Here is a 22,430-nt window from a genome sequence, read left to right on the forward strand (position 1 = left end):
TATCCCTCCTAATCAAGACTCCATTCCAGGAGATTGGCTCCCCAGGTAAGCCCGGCTCCAAACCCCACAAGTAAAATTTTATCGCCCTTTTTTATTTTTTTATCTCTGTAAGCCTCGTCCAGGGCAACGGGTATGGAAGCGGAAGACATGTTTCCATACTTGTCAAGATTCATCACTACCTGCTCTCTGGGGAACTTAAGCCTTTTGACGGCGGCGTCGATGATTCGAATGTTGGCTTGATGCGGAACAATATAATCTACGTCATTCATGCTGAGGTTCGCTTTTTCTGCTGCTATTCTGGCTGCTTCTTCCAGAATTTTTACGGCAAATTTGAAAACCTCATTGCCGTTCATTTGAATAAAATGCCTGCGCTTCGTTACCGTATCAATGCTGGCGGGCTCCTTTGAGCCCCCGGCCGGCAATATTAATAAGTCGGCACCGGTACCGTCCGCTCCCAGATGGCTCGAGAGGATGCCGCCTTCTTCAACCTCGCTTATAACTGCAGCTCCAGCTCCATCTCCAAATAGCACACATGTATTTCTGTCTTCCCAATCGGTTATTCGGGAAAGCATTTCCGCGCCTACTACAAGTATTTTTTTGTACAGCCCTGAAACGATAAACTGGACCGCGCAGGTCAAAGCATATACAAATCCGGTGCATCCCGCCTGAATGTCAAAAGCGGCGGCATTGAACGCACCTATTTTGCTCTGTATGATGCAGGCGGTAGAAGGAAAAATCATGTCTGGAGAGGCTGAGGCCACTATAATCAGGTCAATGTCTTCCGGAGAAAGTCTTGCATTTTCCAGAGCCTTTCTTGCCGCTTCGGCACCCATATCCGACGTGCAGGCATTTTCCGGTCCGATTCTCCTGAAAGAAATACCGGTCCTGGTTTTGATCCACTCGTCCGTCGTATCCACCATTTTTTCAAGGTCAAAATTTGTAACAACCCTATCCGGAACATAGGAGCCGATACCAATAATTCCTGCCTTCTTCAAACTATATCTCTCCTCCATCGTTTATTTCTAGACTTTTTTTCATTTTGTTATTGACGTCCACCTGTACAAATGTTTTTGCCGCTTTTATTCCATTATAAATTGCGAATCTATTCGAAGAGCCATGACACTTTATGAGAACTCCGTTGAGCCCTAAAAACATCGCGCCTCCGTATTCTGAGTAGTCCAGGCTGGATTTCACAGCTTTCATAGCGGGCATGAGCAATAATGCTCCCAGCGAATATGTAATCTTCTTCTTGACCTCTTGTTTTAATCTGTCAAAAATATACATTCCAAAGCCTTCCACAGTCTTTATAAAAATATTTCCTGTAAAACCGTCGCATACGACCACATCTACATCCCCATCGAAAAAATCCCGCGCTTCAACATTACCTGTGAAATTTAATTCATTTATGCCTTTCAGGATTGAATATGCCGTTTTGATAACCAGATTGCCTTTTTCCTCTTCCGCGCCGATATTTAATAAGCCTATCCGGGGCTTTTTCCTTTGCAAAACTTCTTCGGCATAAATACTACCCATCAACGCAAACTGCACCAGGTTCTTCGGCTTTACCTCACTGTTGGCGCCTATGTCGAGAAGCAGCGCCGGCTTCTTTTTTGTTGGTATCAGAGTGGAAATGGCAGGACGGTCGACGCCGTCGAAACGCCCAAGGATAAAAAGTCCACCAGCCATCAACGCCCCGGTGCTGCCCGCAGATACCATGGCATCTGCCCGCATGTCTTTTAATAGACCAAGTCCCTTTACTATAGATGAGTCTTTTTTCTTTCGAATTGCGGTTACGGGTGATTCATCATTTAAAATAACTTCCTGAGCATCCACAACTTCAATGTCACCGCATTTTGCTTCTTTTAGGATAGGCTCAATTTCCTGATGTTTCCCAACCACAATAATCTGCAAATCCGTTTCCTTCGAAGCCTTAACTGCTCCAAGCACCGTTTCCCGGGGGGCATTGTCCCCGCCCATGGCATCAACTATGATTTTCATTCTTTCACCTCATCATCAAGTGATACCAGTATAAACTTTCCTCTGAAAACTTCTTTTTGCTTCACAGAAATCCTCACAAAAACAAATTTTTTGTTCCCCCTGACTCTGGTCACTTCGGCTTTGGCTACAAGCTTCTGCCCCGCATATACCGGCAGCTTATATTTTATATTGGCAACACCCGTCAACGCTACATTTGCGTCAATTACCGCTATGGCCAGAGAATTCGCCTGAGCAAAGATGATGTCTCCGCGCACGACCCTGGTTTTCCCAAAGGTCATATCCTGGGTTGTCTCCAGAATGGATATCCCTCTTTTATCCAACTCCAAATCAACCAGCTCACCTATCAATTCTTTCACATCAATGGAACGGACCTTGGAATAGTTCTGCCTGGCTACGCTCCTTATCCTTTCTCTCAGTTCCGGAAGTTTGAGTTCCATTCTGTCGAGCCTTATAGTCTGTATGCTGACCTGAAGCTTTTCAGCCAGTTCTTCATCGTTTAAAAAAGGGTCATCATCGAGGATTTGCTTTAAACGCTCCTGTCTTTCTTTTTTTGACAACCCTTTTTTGATCAATATAATCACCTCAATAAACATTACTTGCTTTTAAGAGCAGCTACTAAAAGTATATAATATTTTTTATTCAAAATCAATATTGGTTTATAAGTTTTTCTTAAAAGAAATATAAGAAAAATCAACCCCCGCTTCTTTCAAGCGGGGGTTTCGACCTTATTTAGCTTCAACTTTCAGTACCTCGCGATTTTTATAATAACCGCAGTTCGGGCATACCCGATGGGGTAGCTTTGGTTGATGGCACTGGGGACACTCCGCAAAAGCCGGAACGGTCAATTTCCAATGGCTTCTTCTCATATCCCTTCTTGACTTTGATGTCCTGTGCTTAGGATTTGCCATTATTGCACCTCCTCAATCTAATCCCTTTTCAACAAATTTTTTAAAACTGCCAGCCGGGGATCCGTATTCTCTTCCCTACAACTACAACTTGTTTTGTTCAAATTAGCGCCACAGTGCGGACAAATTCCCTTGCAGTCAGGTCTGCAAAGTATTTGACCGGGCCAATTCAGCAATATCTCATCTAATATATATGGCGTAAGTTCTATCTCATCCCCCGAAAACGCTATAGTTTCATCTTCATGGGATTCGATAGGAATATCGCTGAACTTAATACTAAAACTTAAGTTTAAATTCACCCTTGTCTTTGTAAGGCATCTAAAGCAAGGATATTCCACAGCTGTTCTTATCAAACCCCGGACTTCCAAAATCCGACTTCCTAAATTTTCTACTCTGCCTTCGACTCTCACGGGTTCGACAAAATGTACATTTTCCCGCTTTATTTTAATATGATTTATATTTTCTTCAAAATTAAAGTCTATCACATTTCCTTCTGATTGTTTTACCCTTGCTAAAGACAACCTCACCTGAACTCACCTCAAAAGCATCAACAACTATTATATATACGCGCATTCTTTATGTCAAGAAAATTTATAACGACTGCTGCAGAATGCATCTGTATTAAATAAGGGAAACTGTATCCAGAGCTATCATCAATTCTTCGTTGGTCGGTATAACCAGGACGCGGGTTTTGCTGTCATCGGCAGAGATATCTGCCTCTTTTCCTCTAATATTGTTTCTTATATCATCAATACGTATGCCAAAATAGTCCATATTTTCACATATCATCTTTCGCATATTGATGGAATTTTCGCCAATACCCCCAGTAAACACTATAACATCCAATCCGTTCATTGCCGCAGCGTAAGAACCTATATATTTTTTGGCCTGATATGCGAATATGTCCAAAGCCAATTTCGCTCTTTTATTCCCTGAAGCCGCAGCCTCCTCTATATCTCTAAAATCGCTGCTGACGCCGGAAATCCCCAGCACTCCGCACTTCTTGTTCAAATAATCATTTATTTTTTCAGGTGCTATTCCTTCCTTTTCTATGATAAAAGGCACAATTGCAGGATCGATGCTTCCGCAGCGAGTACCCATTACTATGCCCTCAAGAGGTGTAAAGCCCATGCTATTGTCCACCGATTTGCCGTTTTTGACTGCAGTTATACTTGAACCATTGCCGAGGTGCAAAGTGACAATCTTTAAATTTTCTATAGGTTTGTTCAGAAATTTTGCAGCTCTCATGGATACATATCTGTGAGAAGTGCCATGGAAACCGTATCTTCTAATGGAATATTTCTTATACAAATCATATGGGACGCCATAAATATATGCATATTCCGGCATGGTCTGATGAAAAGCCGTATCGAACACGCCAACCATTGGGACATCCGGAAGAAGTTCCCTTACCGCCTCTATTCCTATAATGTTTGGCGGATTGTGAAGCGGTGCGATGGCTATACATTCTTTTAGAACATTGATGACTTCATCGTTTATCTTTACAGAACCGGAAAATCTCTCCGCGCCGTGTACCACTCTGTGCCCTACTGCAGTAATTTCAGAGACAGTATTAATAACTCCGTAGCTTCTGTCCAGCAGGGCATCCAGCATCATTTTTACCGCGACTTTATGATTGGGTATGTTTTCAGATATTTCAACCTTTTGTTTGTCAGCGGGTTGATGCTTGAGCATGCCGCCTTCAAGGCCAATTCTTTCCACAATACCTTTTGCCAGCACAGATTGATTTTCCATATTGAAAAGCTGATATTTCAATGATGAACTGCCGCAATTTATAACCAGAACTTTCAAGTGAAAACCTCCCTAAAAAATTTTTAAATTTCCGCTTCCTCATCCCGCATCATTTTCAATTGCAGGCCTGCAAAGCTGTTATTGCGACCACATTCACTATGTCCTCGGCGCTGCATCCGCGAGACAGATCATTTATAGGCATTGCCAATCCCTGGCTGATGGGACCGACCGCTTCAGCTTTAGCCAGGCGCTGCACCAGTTTATATCCGATGTTGCCGGCCTCCAGTTCAGGGAATATCAAAATGTTCGCATGACCTGCCAATTTGCTGTCAGGAGCTTTTGTCTTAGCCACTCTTGGAACCAGTGCCGCATCAGCCTGCAGTTCGCCGTCAACCATTAGATCCGGCGCCTGTTCCTTTACGATTCTGGTGGCCTCAACCACTTTATCCACCATTTCATGCTGGGCACTGCCTCTTGTTGAAAAAGACAGCATGGCAATGCGTGGCTCATCGTCCATCAAAGCCTTCCATGTCTTTGCCGAAGATATGGCAATTTCAGCGAGTTGCTTCGCATCAGGGTTGGGATTAATGGCGCAGTCGGCAAATAAAAATATTCCGTTTGAGCCATATTCGCAGTCCGGTACTATCATCATAAACGCGCTGGATACAACTCCTATCCCGGGAGCAGTCTTTATAATCTGAAAAGCCGGCCTGAAAAGATCTGCCGTGGCTGTAATAGCGCCTGCCACCATACCATCCACATCCCCGCTTTTTACCATCAAAGTGCCATACCATATGGGATCTTTGGCTAAATCGGCTGCTTTTTCAAGGGTCATGCCTTTTTGTTTTCTCAATTCATATAAAAGCGCTGCATATTCTTCAGTTTTTGGAGATGTCCGGGGATCTATTATCTCAATGCCAGAAATGTCATATTTCCCTTCTGATAATTCCTTTATTTTCTTTTCATCTCCCAGCAGTATGGTCTTTGCTATATTCTCCTTTTTGATAACCTCTGCAGCTTTGAGTGTTCGCTCTTCAATGCCTTCTGCAAGAACAATAGTCTTGTTGGTGCCTCTAGCACGTTTTCTGATTTTTTCTATTAAATCCATTTTTAAACTCCTCTCTTAAAAAACTTGTTTTCTTAAAGTTCTTATGTTAGTTTCTGCCCGACAAATATATTTATTCGATACAGAACACCTCCAAAAAACAATTGCGTATAGCACAAAGAGAACATTTCGATATAAAATTTAAATTTCCTTCTTAATAAAAAATTTTTTTTGTTATATAATAGATTTAATTCAAGTTTGGAGGCAATATATGAAAATAGTTGGAATTATCGCTGAGTATAACCCCTTTCACAATGGGCATCTGTACCATATTAGTCAAATAAAGTCACAATTAAACCCTGACGGCATAATATGCGTAATGAGCGGTAATTTTGTCCAGAGGGGCGAACCCGCTATTTTTGATAAATGGGCAAGGGCTGAAATGGCTTTGCATGCCGGTGCAGACCTAGTTGTAGAACTTCCCGTATGTTTTGCGGCATCCACGGCTGAAATTTTTGCGGAAAGCGCCGTCAGGCTCCTTTGTAATACAGGTATGATAAATATTCTAAGTTTCGGCGTGGAACAATTCAATGAAAAAGAGTTTTTTTCACTGGGTAAACTTTTGGCACAGGAACCTGCATTTTTAAAGAAATTGATAAAAAAGTATCTCAAACACGGCTTGTCCTTTCCAATAGCCAGACAAAAGGCAATTGAAGAATTTTTTAGTGTAAACGACCGATGTTCTGATGTGAGGATTGTATCAAAAATGTTGAAAATGCCCAACTCCATACTTGCTCTGGAGTATATAAAGGCCGCTGCGAAGATAAACGCGGAGTTTTCCTTCTTTCCCGTCATAAGGAAAGGCGGAGGTTACAACGATCAAAATCTGGAAGAAAATTACTCCAGCGCAACTGCCATCAGAAAAGCACTCAAGGACAATCAACCGGAATTGTGGAACATTCTGGCAAAAAACGTACCTGATTTTTGCTTGAAAATCATGCGGAAAGAAATCGAATCAGGCCGCGGTCCCGTGTTCCCCGAGGATTTTGATACCATCCTGCTATATCTCCTGCGCCGTATGGCGGCACAGGATTTGACAGCTTTTTTTGACATAAATGAAGGTCTGGAAAACAGACTCAAAAAAGCTGCAAAAAACAGTGAAAACATTGAACAGCTTGTACAGCAAACAAAAACACGGCGATATACTCAAACTAAGATCAAAAGGGTGCTCATTCATATTTTGCTTGGTATAAGAAAGGATATTGTTTCCACCAGAACTCCTTTATATTTCAGGATACTCGGATTTAATTCAAAGGGTTCGAAGATTCTCAGGCAAATAAAAGCCAGGTCTTCACTTCCGATTATAACCAGGGCTTCGGACTATAAAGACCTGGATTGCAGTGCATTGCAAATGTTTGAAATCGATTTACTCGCCTCGGACATATATGCCCTGGCTTTTAAAAATCAAACCTTCAGAAAAGGTGGGGCCGATTTTTACAGGAAAATACTTTTAATTTAACTTCGAAAGATAACTTAAAATATCATCCAGCTTCTTTACGGATACCACTTTTATTCCCAGATTTTTGGCAGCTTTTTCAGCATCCGCCGCATTCTTTTCTGGAGCAAAAAATATCTCGGCTCCGTCACGGTGAGCGGCTACGACTTTTTGCTGAACTCCGCCTATCTCTCCTATTTCCCCGTCAAGGCTGATGGTGCCTGTGCCGGCTATCCTGTGACCTTTTGTAAGGTCTTCAGGCAAAAGCTGATTTAATATCTCAAGAGCAAACATGCTTCCGGCCGAAGGACCGCCGATATCTCCCGTATTGATTTGAATATTGATTGGTAAAATCGGCTTCCAGTTCAAAGTGGTTATATATACCCCAATAACAGCTTTGCCTTTTTCACTGACGCTCTCTATTGTTGGTACCGATATCTCCAAAAGCTTGCCTTTTCTTTCAATCTCGAGATTTACTTTTTCTCCCACTTTGTGCGCTGTTACCTTTTTTACCATTTCATCCGCCAGACTTATCTTTTCCCCATCAATTTTTTTTATTATATCTCCCGGAAAAATTTGATTTCTGGCAGGGCTTTCCGGCATTATTTCCACCACCTGAGCCCCGTCTCCCCGGATAATGGGATTGTAGCCCGCTTTTTTTAGTGCCACAACTTCCGCTATCTTCTGACTTTCGTCCATCCACCTTTTCATGTAATCCATATACTGTTTCATATCCCAGCCCTGGGGTATCATCTGTTCTTTTTTTTCAATATTTATATATGGGTCAACGGCTGCTATAAGTAAAAGAGGTATATTCAACGACCTGCTGGATACCGTCGTCAAAAAAAAAGAACCCTTTTCATCTTTAGAACCATTTTCTACTGTCACAATATTCTTTAGATCCACTGTTATACCCGGGGCTATTATGCTGTAATTATTGCTCAAATAGTAGTTTGCTGCCAGAAGTACTATTACTGTTATAATAATTATGCGTAAATACCGCTTAAAAAAATTACTTCTCAAAGGTGCCGACCTTCCTTCCTATATTATTCAAAATCTGTGGCAGAGCTTCCTCAGCAGCCTTACGACCCTCAATAATACATTTTCTCACTTTATTAAAAGCAAGGCTATCCACATCCGAAAGATTGGGACATATCAAAACATCGCAATCATATTGTTTCAAATTCTGTATTTCTCTTCCCATCACATCAAAGGTTTGTATAATTACATCATAAATGTTTTTTGGCCGGCAAATAGTCGCTAAAACCCAATTCAACACCTATTACAAAATCGGCTCCCATTGCCCTGGCCATGCTAGCGGGAACTCTTTCCAGCACCCCTCCATCTACCAGCACCTTTCCATTTACCTCTACTGGGCAGAATATACCCGGTATCGCTATACTGGCTCTGACCGCAGACGCCACATTGCCATCTTTTATCAATATGACCTGTCTTGTGCAAAGATCAGTAGCTACTACTCCAAGCGGAATCCTGAGTTGGTCAAAATTTAAGTTTTTTGTTAACAGTTTTAGGATTGCTTCAATTTTGTTCCCGGCAATAAGACCCTTTTTGGGAACTGAAATATCTATCCAATTTCTCCTGCGGATCTGATAAGCCAGACGTTCCAGCATGATTGGACTTATTCCTGCCGCATATAGAGCTCCTATCAAACTCCCTATGCTTGAACCCACAATAAGATCAATCGGAATTTTTTCTCGCTCAAGCACCTGCAATACCCCGATATGGGCATAACCTTTTGCTGCGCCGGAGCCAAGCGCCAGACCTATGATTGGCCTTTCCATCAGTATGCTCACCTCATAAGAATATTAAGTCCCCCTCAGCAATATATATTATATATAAAAATAAAAGAAAATTACACTTGGGAGGCCTAAATATGAGCTCAAAAATATCCAGAAAAAATTTTTCCAAATTATATCAATTATTTCTTCCAGCACTCGCAGTAATCATAACCATATCCATTGTCAGATATCCCGATGACGCCTTCGATGCTGCGGTCCAGGGACTCGACGTCTGGTTCAACGTGGTTCTCCCGGCTTTACTGCCATTTTTCATAGGTTCTCAACTTTTAATGGGCCTCGGCGTGGTTCATTTTATGGGTGTTCTCCTCGAGCCCTTTATGAGGCCGCTCTTTAATGTCCCGGGAGTCGGGTCTTTTGTTATGGCTATGGGCCTTGCCAGCGGATATCCAGTGGGGGCCATGCTCACAGGTAAACTTGTAAAACGAAAGCTATGCAATGAGCGGGAAGCGGAACGTCTCATGTCTTTTACAAACACGGCCGACCCTCTGTTCATGGTAGGGGCGGTGGCCGTAGGGATGTTCAAGGATGTAAGGCTGGGCTCCATAATTGCTCTGTCCCATTATATTTCAGCGGTTTTGCTTGGCATCATCATGCGTTTTTATGCTCCAAAAGCCGAAATAACCCCTTCCGTTGCATCGAAAAATATGCGGGAGAGTATTTTGTTAAAAGCCACCCGGGAACTTTTAAGAGCTCGAAAAGAAGACAACAGGCCTTTTGGCCGATTATTGGGAGATTGTATAAAAGACTCCATTAATTCCATGCTTCTAATTCTTGGATTCATCATACTTTTTTCCGTTATAATCAGAATAGTGACAGTGGCGGGATTCATAAATCTGTTATGCCCTGTAATAAACATAATTCTAAACTTCTTGGGATTAAATGCAAATCTTTCCCCCGCCGTTTTAAGCGGTATCTTTGAAATTACTCTCGGCGCCAAACTGGCAAGTAGCGCCAGCGCTCCTTTATTGCATAGAGTGATTATAGCCGGCAGTATAATTGCATGGAGCGGCCTTTCAGTTCATTTTCAGGTTATAAGCATGGTAAGCGATACGGACATTCGAATCGCTCCTTATATAATAGCCAGAATATTACACGCTGTTCTTGCTGGAATAGTAACTTATATTTTAATGGTATTACCAATCGAATCGAGTTCACTTGTTTTGCCTGTTTTTACCGCCGCATACCAGCCCGCTTCGCAAAACTGGATCTTCATATTTAAGATTTCATCACAATTTTTCGTATTGCTTTTTATCCTGATTTTATTTATATCGGTTTTTATTCATCTATTGAAAGGTTTCGACATCGTGGGTTTTAAAGTAATTAAAAAATGATCATCTCTTTTGTCTCAATTCTTCCCTTCCTTTTCTTACGGTTTCCAGCACATTTTCCAGGTGTTGTTCCAGCTGGCCCAGAACTTCATCGGCATATTCATTGGCTCCTGTCCGGATCTCCCTAGCAGTCTGTTTCGCATTTGAAAGAATCTGTTCGGATTTTTCTCTGGCCAATTTTGTTATTTCTTCCTGATTCACCATTTTTTCAATGTGGTTTTTAGCTTCTTTTATTATCATTTCACCTTCTTTCTGTGCCTCTACCAAAATCTGCTGACGTTCTTCAATTATCCGCCGAGCTTTTTTTAAATCATCTGGCAATACTCTTAAAATTTCATCGATTAGATCCAACATTTGCGTCTGGTCAACTACAACCTTGCCGGAAAAAGGAATTTTGGACGCCGAATTTATGATTTCCCGGATTTGTTCAATTATTTTGAAATACTCCATTGAATAACCCCCAGTATTATTTATTTTGGTAAAAATTTTTTCTTTAGTTGAGTTTCCACTGCGGTCGGCACAAGATCCCGGACACACCCTCCGAATCTCGCCACCTCTTTTACTACACTGGAAGAAAGATACGAGTATTTTGCACTGGTCATCATGAAAAATGTTTCAATATAATCATCGAGTTTTTTATTCATAAGGGCCATTTGAAGTTCATATTCAAAATCCGAAACCGCTCTGAGACCTTTTATTATTATCCTCGCCTTTTTTATTCTGGCGAAATCTACAAGAAGACCCTGGAAACTTTCCACTTCTACGTTGGGAATATGTTTTACGGAATCCCTGATCATTATTATCCTTTCTTCTGCAGTAAATAGAGGCTGTTTTTGCGGATTCGATAAAACGGCCACAATTAAAACGTCGAAGAATTTTGCACTCCTTTCTATAATATCTAAATGACCGTAAGTAATCGGATCAAAACTCCCTGGATATATGGCTACACTCACAATTTTTCCTCCTTCATTAGAAAAGACATAATTGTCTTGCCGTATTTTTTTTGCTTTATTTTCTTAAAGCCGTTATATTCGAATGAGATGTCCCATGCATGTTGAATAATAACAGTTGAATCAGGTTTTAAAATGCTGGAATGCTGTAAAAAATCGAGACATAAAGCTATTTCGTTCTTATAATAGGGCGGATCCAAAAAAATTATATCAAAAGATTCAACTTTTTTCTCCAGTTTTTTCATACTTTCTATAACACCAGAACATAAAACCAGGGCCTTATCCATCAAATTCAGATTTGTAATATTTTCATTTATCACTTTGCAGGCGGTATAGTCTTTTTCTATAAAAACCGCAAAATCGGCCCCCCTGCTCAAAGCTTCAATGCCAACTGCGCCTGTTCCCGCATAGGCATCAAGAAATCTGCTTCCCACAACCTTACGGTTCAAAATATTAAAAAGAGCTTCCCTGACCATTTCCGGCGTGGGTCTGGTTGTTGTCCCCCGGGGTGATTTAATTTTTCTGCCGCGATGTATTCCTCCTGTGATTCTCATCAAATACGCCACCTATTACCATTTCTTTATATATTTTAACATATAATACACTTCTTTAAAACGAATAAAAAATTTTTGGTCACCATTGTATAATATCTTTATTTTTGTAAATAATATTAACGTAATAAACTTTCCCCATAAGCTCTTCCTCCGGTTTCTCCTCTCCCAATGCCGGCAGTATTGCTGCCGGCATTTATTTTTGTATAACGAAAACCACCTGCTATGCAGGTGGTTCCAAAAAGCTTATAGCTATAAGTAGAAATAAAAAACCTCCTTTGTTAGAATAGATGCAGGTCTGTCAACCGCATCAAAACAAAGGAGGTTATCCAAAATGGATAATGAAAGTTTATCACATACCAAATGGAATTGTAAATATCACATAGTATTCGCACCGAAGTATCGAAGACAAGTAATATATGGAAAAATAAAGACTGATATAGGAAAAATACTAAGGAAACTATGTGAATACAAGGGTGTGGAAATAATAGAAGCAAATGCCTGTAAAGATCACATACACATGTTGGTAAGTATTCCACCTAAAATAAGTGTAGCACAGTTTATGGGATATTTGAAGGGAAAAAGTTCACTGATGATATTTGATAGACATGCAAATTTGAAATATAAGTATGGGAATCGACAATTTTGGTGCAGAGGATACTATGTAGATACAGTGGGTCGCAATAAAAAGGCAATAGAAGAATATATCAAGAACCAGTTACAGGAAGATATAGCAAATGACCAAATAAGTTTAAAAGAATACATTGACCCGTTTACGGGTGAGCCGGTAAACAAAGGCAAAAAATAAAAATGCCCCTTTAGGGGCAGCCTGAAAAAATACGCGGTTGGCAGACCATTCAACGAGCCTTAAGGCTCAGCCAGTAAATGCCCTTATAGGGCTAGTGCAAACCACCCGCTAAGCGGGTGGTGATGATTATTTTTAAATAGAAACAAAAAGAACAGACTCAAAAAAAATCGAGTCTGTTCTTTTTGTTTCTATTTTATTGAGTTGTGCCTCCACCACTCAAACGCCTTTCATAGTCCTCAATCATTCTTCTCACCATGTGGCCTCCGACAGCGCCACAATCCCTTGAGGAATAGTTGCCCCAGTAGCCGTCGGCAGGAGTTGTGATTCCAACTTCTCTTGCAATTTCCGATTTAAATTGCTCCATGGCCTTGTTGGCTTCGGGAATGACCAGTTTATTTCTCTTTTGTCCTAATGCCATCTTTGTCACCTCCTTTACTATCGTACTTATAATATAACCCGAGTAAAAGTCTATATACTAGAACAATATACCTTTCAAGCCAATCAGTGCATTTAAATTTTTTTAAATATTTTCTCTTTTAATAATTCAGCCAGTTGTTTATATTCCGGCGACGACAGTTTCTCTTTTTCTACGATATCCACAGCAAGCATTTTTATACTTTCCAGCAGTTTGAAATCCATAATATGATTTGCAAGTTTTAATTCAAAAAAACCATGCTGTTTTACCCCAAAAAATTCTCCCGGCCCTCTTAATTCAAGGTCTTTCCGGGATATTTCAAAACCGTCATGACATTTCATCAGATAATTTAATCGGGCCCTGGCGGTTTCTTCCTTTGAATCGGATATCAAAATGCAGTAAGATTTTAAATTGCTGCGGCCTACCCGACCTCTCAACTGATGCAGCTGAGCCATGCCAAACCTTTCGGCATTTTCTATTATCATCAATGTGGCATCTGGCACATCTACACCCACTTCAACTACAGTGGTAGATATCAGGACCTGAATTTTTTTTGAAAGAAAATCCTTTATTATTCTATCTTTTTCTTCATTTTTCATTTTCCCATGCAATATTTGAATTTTTAGAGTCGGGTACTCCTTTTTAAGTTTTATACACAGATCTTCGACATTTGAAACGTTCAGTTCGTTCTCTTCCACGGCAGGACATACCACATACGCTTGATGATTTTTCTCTATTTCCCGAATCATAAAATCATAAACTCTTTTTCTCATATCATTTCCAACCACATATGTATCAACTTTTTGACGGCCGGAAGGAATTGTATCTATGATAGAAATATCAAGATCGCTGTACAATACAAGAGCCAGAGTCCTGGGAATAGGTGTGGCACTCATCACGAGAATATCGGGGTGATGCCCCTTTTTGACCAGTTCTCGCCTTTGTTTTACGCCAAATCTGTGCTGTTCGTCGGTTATTACCATTCCAAGTCTGAAAAATTCTACATCACGCTCTATTATAGCATGGGTTCCCACAACCACCCCGGTTCTGCCGGTTTTTAAATCTTTCAGAATGCCCGTCCGTTCATCCCCGGTCATTCCACCCTTCAATATGTCCACTTTTATTCCATGCGGGCTCAATAACTTTTTCAATGTCATAAAATGCTGTTCAGCCAGGATTTCCGTGGGAACCATAAATGCCCCCTGCAGGCCGTTCTTTACTGCCAGGTACAGTGCTATACAGGCGACTACTGTCTTGCCGGAACCCACATCGCCCTGAATGAGCCTGTTCATGTTTTGCCCGCTTTTCAAATCACTTATTATCTCCTCTATGACTTTCCGCTGACCGGTCGTAAGCGTAAAAGGAAGAGTGGAAAGAATTGGGTTTATATCAAGATCCACATATATATTTATCCTCCTATCGCCGGCTAATTCTCGTCGGGTTTGTACCATTGCCAGTTGAAACAAAAGAATTTCTTCAAAAATGAACCTGTCACGGGATTTTTCCAGCATTTTAAAACTTCGTGGAAAGTGAATATTCTTTAAAGCTTCTTTTCTGGAGATAAGCTCAAACCTTTCAATAATTTCGTCGGGTAAAATTTCAGGTATTTCGGAGCACTCTCTTAAAATTTTTTTCATAATCTTTCTTAAAACTTTTTGGGAAAGCCCTTTTGTCAGAGAATACACGGGACAGATTCTGTCAAATTCAATGGGAAGCTCATCAAATCTTCGCCATTCCGGATTTATTATCTCATATTCACCATAATTTTTCCTGACTTTACCTGTTAATATAATCCTGTCGCCCCGCCGAAAACTATTTTTTATGTACGGCTGATTGAAAAAAACCGCATGACCCTTATTTTTTCCGTCAAATACCGGAACCAGAGTAATGCGGATTCCAGACTTTGCCTTTTTCTCTACGGCTGAATCCGTAACTATGCAGGGAAAAGTGCCCGCTTTTTCCTCGCTTCCTTGAGAAAAATTTAAAGGAGTCAGGTCAAGATAGTCTCTGGGGAAAAAAAACAAAGCATCCTCGATAGTTTTTATTCCCAATTTTTCCAACATTGCAGCCCTTGCAGGACCTACTCCCTTTATTGTTTTTATTTCGGATAATAAATTCAAAAAGGACCACCTCTTCTATTTACTCAGCGGAGACTATATAATAGTACAGACTCTGACCCCCGTAATAATATTCAATGTCAAAATCGGTGTACTTTGCCGAAAGTTTATTATATATGTTTTGCATGGAAGTGGAATCGATATCCCGACCATAATAAATAGTAATTATTCCGCTCTCCCTGCCCCTGATCATTTCATCTATGAGAGCTATCAACACTTTTTCCTTATCCTTATCAACAACAAAAATCTTGCCGTCTTTAATGCCTATCACATCACCCTGTCTTATAACTGTTCCGTTCCACTGGGAGTCCCTTACGGCATAGGTTACTTCACCGGTTACTACATTTTTAATATTTTTACTCATACCCGCCAAATTGTCTTCAATGGAAAGCATGGGATTAAATGCCAGCAGTGCGGCTATGCCCTGGGGCACCGACTTTGTGGGAAGCACATGTATATTTTTTCTGCTGATAAGTTTTACCTGTTCGGCCGTCATTATGATATTTTTATTGTTTGGAAGAATAATGATATTTTCAAAGGGTTCTTTTTCAATGGCTGACAGAATGTTTTCAGTGCTGGGGTTCATGGTCTGACCGCCTTCAATCACATCGTCGGCGCCAAGGCTCAGGAATATGTCTTTTAAGCCCTCACCCTGGGAAACCGCAACAACGCCTGTTTTCCCTTCGATTTTTCCAACGTTGTCCGCTTCCCCTTTATCATTTACCGCATCGACATCCTGACCATTTATCAATTCCCGGTGCTGGATTTTCATGTTGTCTATTTTAATATTGGACAATTCTCCCCACTTTAATGCCGTTTCCAGTACTTTCCCCGGATGATTGGAATGAATATGTATCTTTGCAACATCGTCCATACCGGTAACAATTATCGAGTCGCCGAGTTCGGAAAGTTCCTGCTTTAATGAATCGAAATCGATGTTTCTGCCTCTTACAAACAGCTCGGTACAGTAAGAAAATTTGATTGTTTCTTCAGTATCTTTTAACTTAAAATCATATATACTGTCTGTCTTTTGTTCCAGAACAACAGTTGCAGAATCAGGGTTTTTAATTGCTTCCATGAATCCCCGCATAAAAAAAATAAGTCCTTTTCCACCCGCATCCACCACTTTTGCCTCTTTTAATACTCTTAACATTTCCGGAGTCTTGTCCAGTATTTTTTCGCCATGGTTCAATGCACTGGCTAAAACTTTTTCCAAATCATCCATTCTCCTGGAATCTGCCAGCATTTTATCGGCCATTTCCCTGGCCACAGTCAGTATTGTCCCTTCTACCGGACGCATAACCGCCCTGTATGCAGAATCCACCCCGCATTTAAAAGCCTGTGCAAATTCCAGGGGTGATATGCTTTTTTTATTTAAAGAAGAAATACTTTGGGAAATACCTCTGAACAGCTGGGAAAGTATGACTCCGGAGTTGCCCCGAGCCCCCATTAAGGAACCCCAGGCCACGGCCTCCACAACCTTTTTCAAATCATCAGACTGCAGTTTTTCCAGCTCTGACACAGCCTGATCCATAGTAAGGGACATATTTGTGCCGGTATCCCCATCAGGAACAGGAAAAACGTTAAGCGCATCAACAACTTTTTTATTCTCTCTTAAAATATAAGCCCCATGAATAATTGCTTTCTTTAATAGATGACCCTCAATTCTGTTATTATTCAAAACCGAAACCTCCCAGTTTTTACTTTACCCTTACTCCATGGACTACCACATTCACTCTGTCAATATCAAAACCCAGTATGTTTTTAAGATTAAAGTGCACTTTTTCAATGACATTGCTGGCCACTTCATTTATTTTTGTACCATATTGAACTATTATATATAAATCGATTACGATCATGTCATCTGTTATCTGGACTTCGACTCCCTTGCCCAGGTTTTCCCGCCCCAAAAGCTCAGTTATGCCATCGCTCATTTTACGAGAAACCATACCGACAAGACCGTAGCAATCCATGGCTGCATTGCCCGCTAGAAGTGCTATAACATCTTTGGATATTTCTATTTCCCCCAGGCTGTTTTTTATTATGTTTTTCAAATGCTGAACCTCCCTTCATATCAACCTCTATATAGAAAAACTTTTACTTTTAAATTTATTATAATACATTTTTAAGTTTTTTTTAATAACATGTTTTTCATTTATTGCAGAGCCTTTATTTATGTGGTAAAATAGCTTTGTATGTAAAGGAGGTGCAAACGTGGCAAAGTGCGAAATCTGCGGCAAAATTCCCAGGAAAGGCATCCAACTCAGCCATTCCCATATAAAGTCCAAAAGAGTATGGGCTCCAAATGTCCGCCGTGTAAAAGTAAATTTTAATGGTACCATTAAAAGGATAAGCATCTGTACAAGATGCCTCCGCTCCGGAAAAGTCCAGAGAGCCCAATAAAATCAGCGTGCTCCCGGCACGCTTTCATTTTTCTATTCGGTTTTTTGCCCGAATAATCCCAGTATTTTTTTAACTATCCGGCCAATACCTTTCGGTAATCTCAAAACATAAATGCGCATATGGCTTCCCCCTTTACCGATTGGTTGTAAACAGAGTCCATCCGAACCATAATAGAAAACCGCCCAGAGCCATCATCCATATCCATGAAGGTATGCTCAAAATAAGTATCGCTGCTCCCGAGATTACTGCAACAATTCCCAGCACTTTTTTAAAATCCAATCTTCTCCACACTTCACCACCCCCGGCTACAAAAAGTTCTTGTATATTATTATATTCATAAAGACGTTTTTCTGACAATCGAGTAGGAGAGGGCGATTAGCCCCCGACCTCTCACACCACCGTACGTACCGTTCAGTATACGGCGGTTCACCAAGCTTTGCGAATTTCATGATATCTCTTTGCTAAGCTCATGAGTCCTTGACCCTGCCAATAGGCGTTGTTGAGGGCTGTGTTTAATACCCCCGACATACGCCAGTATCCCTTTCGGGCGTTGGCAAGTTTATGGACCGCCCATTCCGGAAGTTTCAGATTCCTCAGTTCCCGGTATCTTGTCTTAACCTTCTTCCATTGTTTCCACAGGCACATGCGTAGTCTTCTTCTTATCCATCCGTCGAGTTCTTCAAGTTTGCTGGGTGTTTCTGATAGCGCGAAGTACCCCAGCCATCCGCCAAGGTATGTGTTTAGTCTTTCTATTCTCTGTGTTATTCCGTGTCCGTTGCTTCTTGAGGTTATTTCTCGGATTTTATTCTTGACTTTGTCTATGCTCTGTGGTGCGATTCTTATTTTGGTTGTTCCATCTTTGGCGATATACATGCTGAAGCCAAGGAATTTCCTCTTCCATGGTCTGTCCACTGCGCTCTTTTGTTCGTTTACTCTGAGTTTTAGTTTATTCTTCAGGAAAGCTGTTATGCTTTCCATTACCCGTTGCCCGGCTCTTTTGCTTTTGACGTAGATGTTGCAATCGTCTGCGTATCTTACGAATTTGTGTCCTCTTTTCTCTAGTTCTTTGTCTAGGTCGTCAAGGATTATGTTTGCAAGAAGTGGACTTAGGGGCCCGCCTTGAGGTGTTCCTTCATCGGTAATCATGATTACTCCGTTTATCATTACTCCTGCCGCAAGATAGCTGCGTATGAGCTTTAATATGCGTTTGTCTTTTATCTTGCGAGCTACTCTGGCCATGAGTATGTCATGGTTTACTCTGTCGAAGAATTTCTCAAGGTCCATGTCCACTACCCAGTTATATCCTTGGTTTACGTATTGGCGTGCTTTCCTTACTGCGTCGTGGGCTCTTCGGTTGGGCCTGAATCCGTAGCTTGATTCTGAGAATTCCGGGTCAAAGATGGGTGTTAGTACTTGCAACAGAGCCTGCTGGATTAGGCGGTCTGTGACGGTGGGGATTCCTAACAGTCTCACTCCTCCACTGGGTTTCGGGATTTCGACCCTGCGCACTGGTTGAGGCTTGTAGGTCCCCGTAAGCAGTTGTTCTTTTATGTGAGGCCAGTTTTCTCGTAGGTATGTCCGGAGGGATTCTACCGGCATACTGTCTACGCCTGGCGCTCCTTTGTTTTCTTCTACCCGTCGCAGTGCTTTTGTCATATTCTCTCTTGATACTACCTTCTCCATCAGGTGGATATCATGGTCCTTCGGGGATATCTTCTCGGGTTGTGCCGGATACATACTCGGCCCTCCCTGGGACCCTTGCGGCTTCACCGCTTCTTTCCCAGGGTAGGCCCCTTGCGGGGTTTTCTGCTGTCGTTGTATGTTTCTCGAACTTGCCAAGTTTTATCCCTCGCTTCGTGTTCGGCCCTTCGTCGGCATGACGTCTATGCCGACTATTATGGCCTCTGCTGACTTCTGACGGTTCAGCCGGGTCTCTCGGCCCGGGTTGTTAGTTTCCCTAACGTTTCCGCCAGACCTCCCCGGGTAAGAGCAATAGCCTTCGCCCCGTATACCTGCCGCATTTACTACACAGCCCCTTGGCAGTGTTGGATTTCGTTTTGTTTGGCAAACTCATCCGAACTGTATAGCCTTATATGCGGTTCGTGTTCCTCAGGCCGTGGCTTTGCTTACAGCTTCCTTCAGATTCTATCTCACGATAGACACCCTTGCTGTTTGGCTAATGGTCGCCGCTGCCAGCCCCATAGCAGACTTTCACTGCCGAGCTATTACCCATGCCGGGCACACCAAAAAACCCCTTTTACAAGGGGTTTATTTCTTTCATTTGTTTTATTGCTTTTGATGGATCAGGCGCATTATATATAGCCGATCCCGCTACCAGTATCTCTGCTCCGGCTTTTATAATTTCTCCGGCGTTTTTTTCATTTATGCCTCCATCTACTTCTATCGGAATTTCCAGACCCCTGGAGTCTATCATAGTCTTAAGAGCCTTGATTTTTTCTTTCATACAGGGGATAAAAGATTGGCCTCCAAATCCTGGATTTACACTCATAATAAGCACCATGCCGGCTTGATCCAGGACATATTCCAGGTTGGTCAGCGGGGTGCCGGGGTTCAATGCGACACCCGGAATAACGCCCCTGCTTTTGATATATCCGAGCAGCCTGTGAATATGGATACTGGCTTCCATATGAACCGTCAGTATTTTAGCCCCGGCTTTAATATAATCATCAATGTATTTTTCCGGGTCTTCAATCATTAAATGTACATCAAAAGGTAAGGAAGTTCTACCTTTCAGGCACGATATTACAGGAGGTCCGATAGTCAGATTCGGAACAAAATGACCGTCCATAACATCAATATGCAAAAGGTCGGCACCGGCACGCTCTACTTTCTTAATCTCTTCATACAAATTGGCAAAATCCGCCGACAATATAGAGGGGGCAATTTTAACCATAACAACCTCTTCCTATCTCAATATTTTAAGATTATCTTGTATAATTAATATGAGTATTTGTAATATGGCGTGTTATCAAGCCATACTTCCACATTCATAACCCCCGCTCCTTCGATTGGAATAGTTAAGGGGCTATCCTGAGGAGTGTGTTTTTTATTGTATACGAGTCTGTTTTCACCCAGATCATCCGATACGATGACTTTGATGGTAAACTCTGATGGCGTTGAAGGCAAAAGTACATTCAAAGTAATTTTTTTTATCTTAAGCGGCCCACTGCTGACAACAAGGTCTACGGTCCCTTCTGCGCCAATGGCACTTCCCGGGCTGGGATTCTGTTCCATCACTGTATTTTCAGGCACCGAATCGCTGGGCTTTTTGGTAATTTCTCCAACCTTCAAGTTTTGTTCTTGCAGCAATTTTACAGCATCATCCAGGGTTCTGCCAACCAGGACTGGTGCGTTCGATTGCTTTATTTCAGGCCCCTTGCTTACTGTGAAATTGATGGCAGTATGTTCGGGAAGCATTATGTCCGCTCTGGGATTTTGCTCGATTATAACACCTTCCGGAACTGTATCGGAATACTCTCGGGATATATCGCCAACAGAAAAATTATTATTGTTTAGCACGGCAATGCCATCCTGTTCACTTAAATTAACAATGTTAGGTACTTTGGCAGTTTTCGGGCCTTTGCTGATAACTAGAGTTATCGGTGGATGATTTACTTTTATGATCTCATCGCCTTTCGGATCCTGATCAATTACTTGACCTACGGGAGCTTTATCAAAAACCCTTTCAGCGGTATATTTAAGATTTTTTTCGGCAAGTTTTGCCGCAGCTTCTTCTTCGGTTGAACCTATGACATTCGGAACTGTAACTTCAGGCACATCAAAATATTTTCGGGCCCATGCAGCGCCAAGATACGAAAATGCGCCAAACAAGGCCAGTAACATTAAGATTATTGCTATACTTCTAAATATGGTCGGTTTCTTTGTTTTTCGGGAAATGGAATTCTTTTTAGCCGAGGTTTTTGCAAATTGTCTTTTTTGAGTGTTGTCCAGGATAAGCGTATGTTCCAGGTTTAACGGCTTGAAGTTAATTACACTGGACTTTCGCGAAGCTTCAATCAACTCCTTTTTTAATTCTGCAGCGCTCTGAAATCTTTCATCCGGTGATTTGGCCATACATTTACTTATTATAGCATCCAGTTCTTCGGGAAAATTCGATACTATATCCGATATGGGCGGAGGATCGTCCTGTATTTGTTTTAGCGCTATCGCCACGGGAGTCTGTCCATCAAAAGGCAATCTTCCGGCAAGTGCTTCATAAAGTACCACACCGAGAGAATATATATCCGATCGCTCATCGACCATTTCACTTCTGGCCTGTTCAGGAGAAAAATAATGAACGGAGCCAAACACGCTGCCCGTATTTGTGATTGTAGTATCCGCAGCGGCTCTGGCAATTCCGAAATCAGCCACTTTAACTCTTCCTTCGGGTGTGATGATTATATTATGTGATTTAATATCCCGGTGCACTATTTTGTTTTTATGGGCACATTCCAGAGCATCGCATATCTGCTTTCCTATTTCAATTACTTCCATTGGCGGCATTGCAGATTTTAATTTTATTAGCTCTTTCAAAGTCTTGCCTTCGATATATTCCATTACAATATAGTAAAGCCCATCTTGTTGTCCAACATCATAAATGCTTATGATATTTGGATGAGAAAGACTGGCTGCCGCCTGCGCTTCTCTCCTGAATCTTCTGACGAATTCGCCATCCCCCGAAAACTCTGGGCGCAATACCTTTATCGCCACTATGCGGTTGAGAAGGGTATCGCGGGCTTTAAACACCACCGCCATACCGCCTCCGCCTATTCCTTCCAGGATTGCATATCTATTTCCCAGCATTTTTTCAATCATTTTCACC

25 protein-coding genes are annotated in these 22,430 nt (G+C 41.6%); 4 read left to right on the top strand and 21 right to left on the bottom strand.

Annotated features, from left to right (window positions below; genetic code table 11):
• Nucleotides 1-8 precede the first annotated feature (8 nt).
• The 7 genes from AC6I1H_RS00745 to pta form a co-directional block, all read right to left on the bottom strand.
• Complete coding sequence (locus tag AC6I1H_RS00745) at nt 9-995, bottom strand: beta-ketoacyl-ACP synthase III (protein ID WP_497739157.1); 987 nt, start codon at nt 993-995, stop codon at nt 9-11.
• A gap of 1 nt (nt 996) precedes the next feature.
• Nucleotides 997-1,998 carry a phosphate acyltransferase PlsX gene (plsX, locus tag AC6I1H_RS00750; protein ID WP_497739158.1) on the bottom strand — a complete coding sequence of 334 codons (1,002 nt, stop codon included), beginning with the start codon at nt 1,996-1,998 and terminating at the stop codon, nt 997-999.
• On the bottom strand, nt 1,995-2,570 hold the full coding sequence (fapR, locus tag AC6I1H_RS00755) for a transcription factor FapR (protein WP_497739159.1): 576 nt from the start codon (nt 2,568-2,570) through the stop codon (nt 1,995-1,997). Before fapR ends, plsX begins: the two co-directional genes overlap by 4 nt.
• Before the next feature lie 153 nt (nt 2,571-2,723).
• Nucleotides 2,724-2,906, bottom strand: coding sequence for a 50S ribosomal protein L32 (gene rpmF / locus AC6I1H_RS00760; protein ID WP_497739160.1), 183 nt, complete (start codon nt 2,904-2,906; stop codon nt 2,724-2,726).
• Between the two features lie 17 nt (nt 2,907-2,923).
• Nucleotides 2,924-3,430, bottom strand: a complete 507-nt coding sequence (locus tag AC6I1H_RS00765) for a YceD family protein (RefSeq protein ID WP_497739161.1) — start codon at nt 3,428-3,430, stop codon at nt 2,924-2,926.
• A gap of 94 nt (nt 3,431-3,524) precedes the next feature.
• On the bottom strand, nt 3,525-4,715 hold the full coding sequence (locus tag AC6I1H_RS00770) for an acetate/propionate family kinase (RefSeq protein ID WP_497739162.1): 1,191 nt from the start codon (nt 4,713-4,715) through the stop codon (nt 3,525-3,527).
• 55 nt (nt 4,716-4,770) lie between these two features.
• A complete protein-coding gene (pta, locus tag AC6I1H_RS00775; protein WP_497739163.1) occupies nt 4,771-5,763 on the bottom strand; it encodes a phosphate acetyltransferase in 993 nt (330 codons plus the stop codon).
• Nucleotides 5,764-5,971: 208 nt separating this feature from the next.
• Here pta and AC6I1H_RS00780 point away from each other — a divergent pair, with 208 nt between their 5' ends.
• On the top strand, nt 5,972-7,219 hold the full coding sequence (locus tag AC6I1H_RS00780; protein WP_497739164.1) for a nucleotidyltransferase: 1,248 nt from the start codon (nt 5,972-5,974) through the stop codon (nt 7,217-7,219).
• Here the strand turns inward: AC6I1H_RS00780 and AC6I1H_RS00785 are convergent.
• From AC6I1H_RS00785 to AC6I1H_RS00795, 3 genes are read right to left on the bottom strand one after another with little or no spacing between them, the layout of a single operon-like run.
• A complete protein-coding gene (locus AC6I1H_RS00785; protein ID WP_497739165.1) occupies nt 7,211-8,218 on the bottom strand; it encodes a YlbL family protein in 1,008 nt (335 codons plus the stop codon). The two genes, AC6I1H_RS00780 and AC6I1H_RS00785, sit on opposite strands and share 9 nt — an antisense overlap.
• A complete protein-coding gene (locus AC6I1H_RS00790) occupies nt 8,208-8,378 on the bottom strand; it encodes a hypothetical protein (protein ID WP_497739166.1) in 171 nt (56 codons plus the stop codon). The genes AC6I1H_RS00785 and AC6I1H_RS00790 overlap by 11 nt, the downstream gene beginning before the upstream one ends.
• A gap of 46 nt (nt 8,379-8,424) precedes the next feature.
• Complete coding sequence (locus AC6I1H_RS00795) at nt 8,425-8,997, bottom strand: patatin-like phospholipase family protein (protein WP_497739167.1); 573 nt, start codon at nt 8,995-8,997, stop codon at nt 8,425-8,427.
• Between the two features lie 92 nt (nt 8,998-9,089).
• On the opposite strand from AC6I1H_RS00795, the gene ylbJ reads away from it, so the two are divergent.
• A complete protein-coding gene (ylbJ, locus tag AC6I1H_RS00800; RefSeq protein WP_497739168.1) occupies nt 9,090-10,346 on the top strand; it encodes a sporulation integral membrane protein YlbJ in 1,257 nt (418 codons plus the stop codon).
• Here ylbJ and AC6I1H_RS00805 read toward each other — a convergent pair whose 3' ends face one another.
• The 3 genes from AC6I1H_RS00805 to rsmD are packed head-to-tail and all read right to left on the bottom strand — an operon-like array spanning nt 10,347 to nt 11,847.
• A complete protein-coding gene (locus AC6I1H_RS00805) occupies nt 10,347-10,793 on the bottom strand; it encodes an ATP synthase subunit B family protein (RefSeq protein ID WP_497739169.1) in 447 nt (148 codons plus the stop codon). It lies immediately after the preceding gene.
• Between the two features lie 20 nt (nt 10,794-10,813).
• Nucleotides 10,814-11,296 (bottom strand): pantetheine-phosphate adenylyltransferase, encoded by a 483-nt coding sequence (gene coaD, locus AC6I1H_RS00810; protein ID WP_497739170.1) that lies wholly within the window; start codon nt 11,294-11,296, stop codon nt 10,814-10,816.
• Nucleotides 11,293-11,847 (bottom strand): 16S rRNA (guanine(966)-N(2))-methyltransferase RsmD, encoded by a 555-nt coding sequence (gene rsmD / locus AC6I1H_RS00815; protein ID WP_497739171.1) that lies wholly within the window; start codon nt 11,845-11,847, stop codon nt 11,293-11,295. The genes coaD and rsmD overlap by 4 nt, the downstream gene beginning before the upstream one ends.
• Nucleotides 11,848-12,178: 331 nt before the next feature.
• On the opposite strand from rsmD, the gene tnpA reads away from it, so the two are divergent.
• Nucleotides 12,179-12,652: an IS200/IS605 family transposase gene (tnpA, locus tag AC6I1H_RS00820; RefSeq protein WP_497739172.1), complete on the top strand. Its 474-nt coding sequence runs from the start codon at nt 12,179-12,181 to the stop codon at nt 12,650-12,652.
• Between the two features lie 193 nt (nt 12,653-12,845).
• On the opposite strand, the gene AC6I1H_RS00825 is transcribed toward tnpA, so the two are convergent.
• The 4 genes from AC6I1H_RS00825 to AC6I1H_RS00840 all read right to left on the bottom strand — a co-directional run bounded on the left by AC6I1H_RS00825 (nt 12,846) and on the right by AC6I1H_RS00840 (nt 17,238).
• Nucleotides 12,846-13,070 carry an alpha/beta-type small acid-soluble spore protein gene (locus AC6I1H_RS00825; protein ID WP_497739173.1) on the bottom strand — a complete coding sequence of 75 codons (225 nt, stop codon included), beginning with the start codon at nt 13,068-13,070 and terminating at the stop codon, nt 12,846-12,848.
• A gap of 92 nt (nt 13,071-13,162) precedes the next feature.
• Entirely contained in the window at nt 13,163-15,187 is a 2,025-nt protein-coding gene (gene recG, locus AC6I1H_RS00830) for an ATP-dependent DNA helicase RecG (protein ID WP_497739174.1), read from the bottom strand.
• 19 nt (nt 15,188-15,206) lie between these two features.
• Nucleotides 15,207-16,865: a DAK2 domain-containing protein gene (locus AC6I1H_RS00835; protein ID WP_497739175.1), complete on the bottom strand. Its 1,659-nt coding sequence runs from the start codon at nt 16,863-16,865 to the stop codon at nt 15,207-15,209.
• Nucleotides 16,866-16,884: 19 nt separating this feature from the next.
• On the bottom strand, nt 16,885-17,238 hold the full coding sequence (locus tag AC6I1H_RS00840; RefSeq protein ID WP_497739176.1) for an Asp23/Gls24 family envelope stress response protein: 354 nt from the start codon (nt 17,236-17,238) through the stop codon (nt 16,885-16,887).
• 160 nt (nt 17,239-17,398) lie between these two features.
• On the opposite strand from AC6I1H_RS00840, the gene rpmB reads away from it, so the two are divergent.
• The gene (rpmB, locus tag AC6I1H_RS00845; RefSeq protein WP_497739177.1) at nt 17,399-17,587 is read left to right on the top strand and encodes a 50S ribosomal protein L28; all 189 of its coding nucleotides are present in this window, start codon (nt 17,399-17,401) and stop codon (nt 17,585-17,587) included.
• Nucleotides 17,588-17,719: 132 nt separating this feature from the next.
• On the opposite strand, the gene AC6I1H_RS00850 is transcribed toward rpmB, so the two are convergent.
• The 4 genes from AC6I1H_RS00850 to pknB form a co-directional block, all read right to left on the bottom strand.
• A complete protein-coding gene (locus AC6I1H_RS00850) occupies nt 17,720-17,878 on the bottom strand; it encodes a hypothetical protein (protein WP_497739178.1) in 159 nt (52 codons plus the stop codon).
• 135 nt (nt 17,879-18,013) lie between these two features.
• Nucleotides 18,014-19,270: a group II intron reverse transcriptase/maturase gene (gene ltrA / locus AC6I1H_RS00855; RefSeq protein ID WP_497740708.1), complete on the bottom strand. Its 1,257-nt coding sequence runs from the start codon at nt 19,268-19,270 to the stop codon at nt 18,014-18,016.
• Nucleotides 19,271-19,844: 574 nt separating this feature from the next.
• A complete protein-coding gene (gene rpe / locus AC6I1H_RS00860; RefSeq protein ID WP_497739179.1) occupies nt 19,845-20,501 on the bottom strand; it encodes a ribulose-phosphate 3-epimerase in 657 nt (218 codons plus the stop codon).
• 44 nt (nt 20,502-20,545) lie between these two features.
• Complete coding sequence (pknB, locus tag AC6I1H_RS00865) at nt 20,546-22,423, bottom strand: Stk1 family PASTA domain-containing Ser/Thr kinase (protein ID WP_497739180.1); 1,878 nt, start codon at nt 22,421-22,423, stop codon at nt 20,546-20,548.
• Nucleotides 22,424-22,430 lie beyond the last annotated feature (7 nt).

It is taken from the genome of Biomaibacter sp. TOL (genome assembly GCF_059717795.1).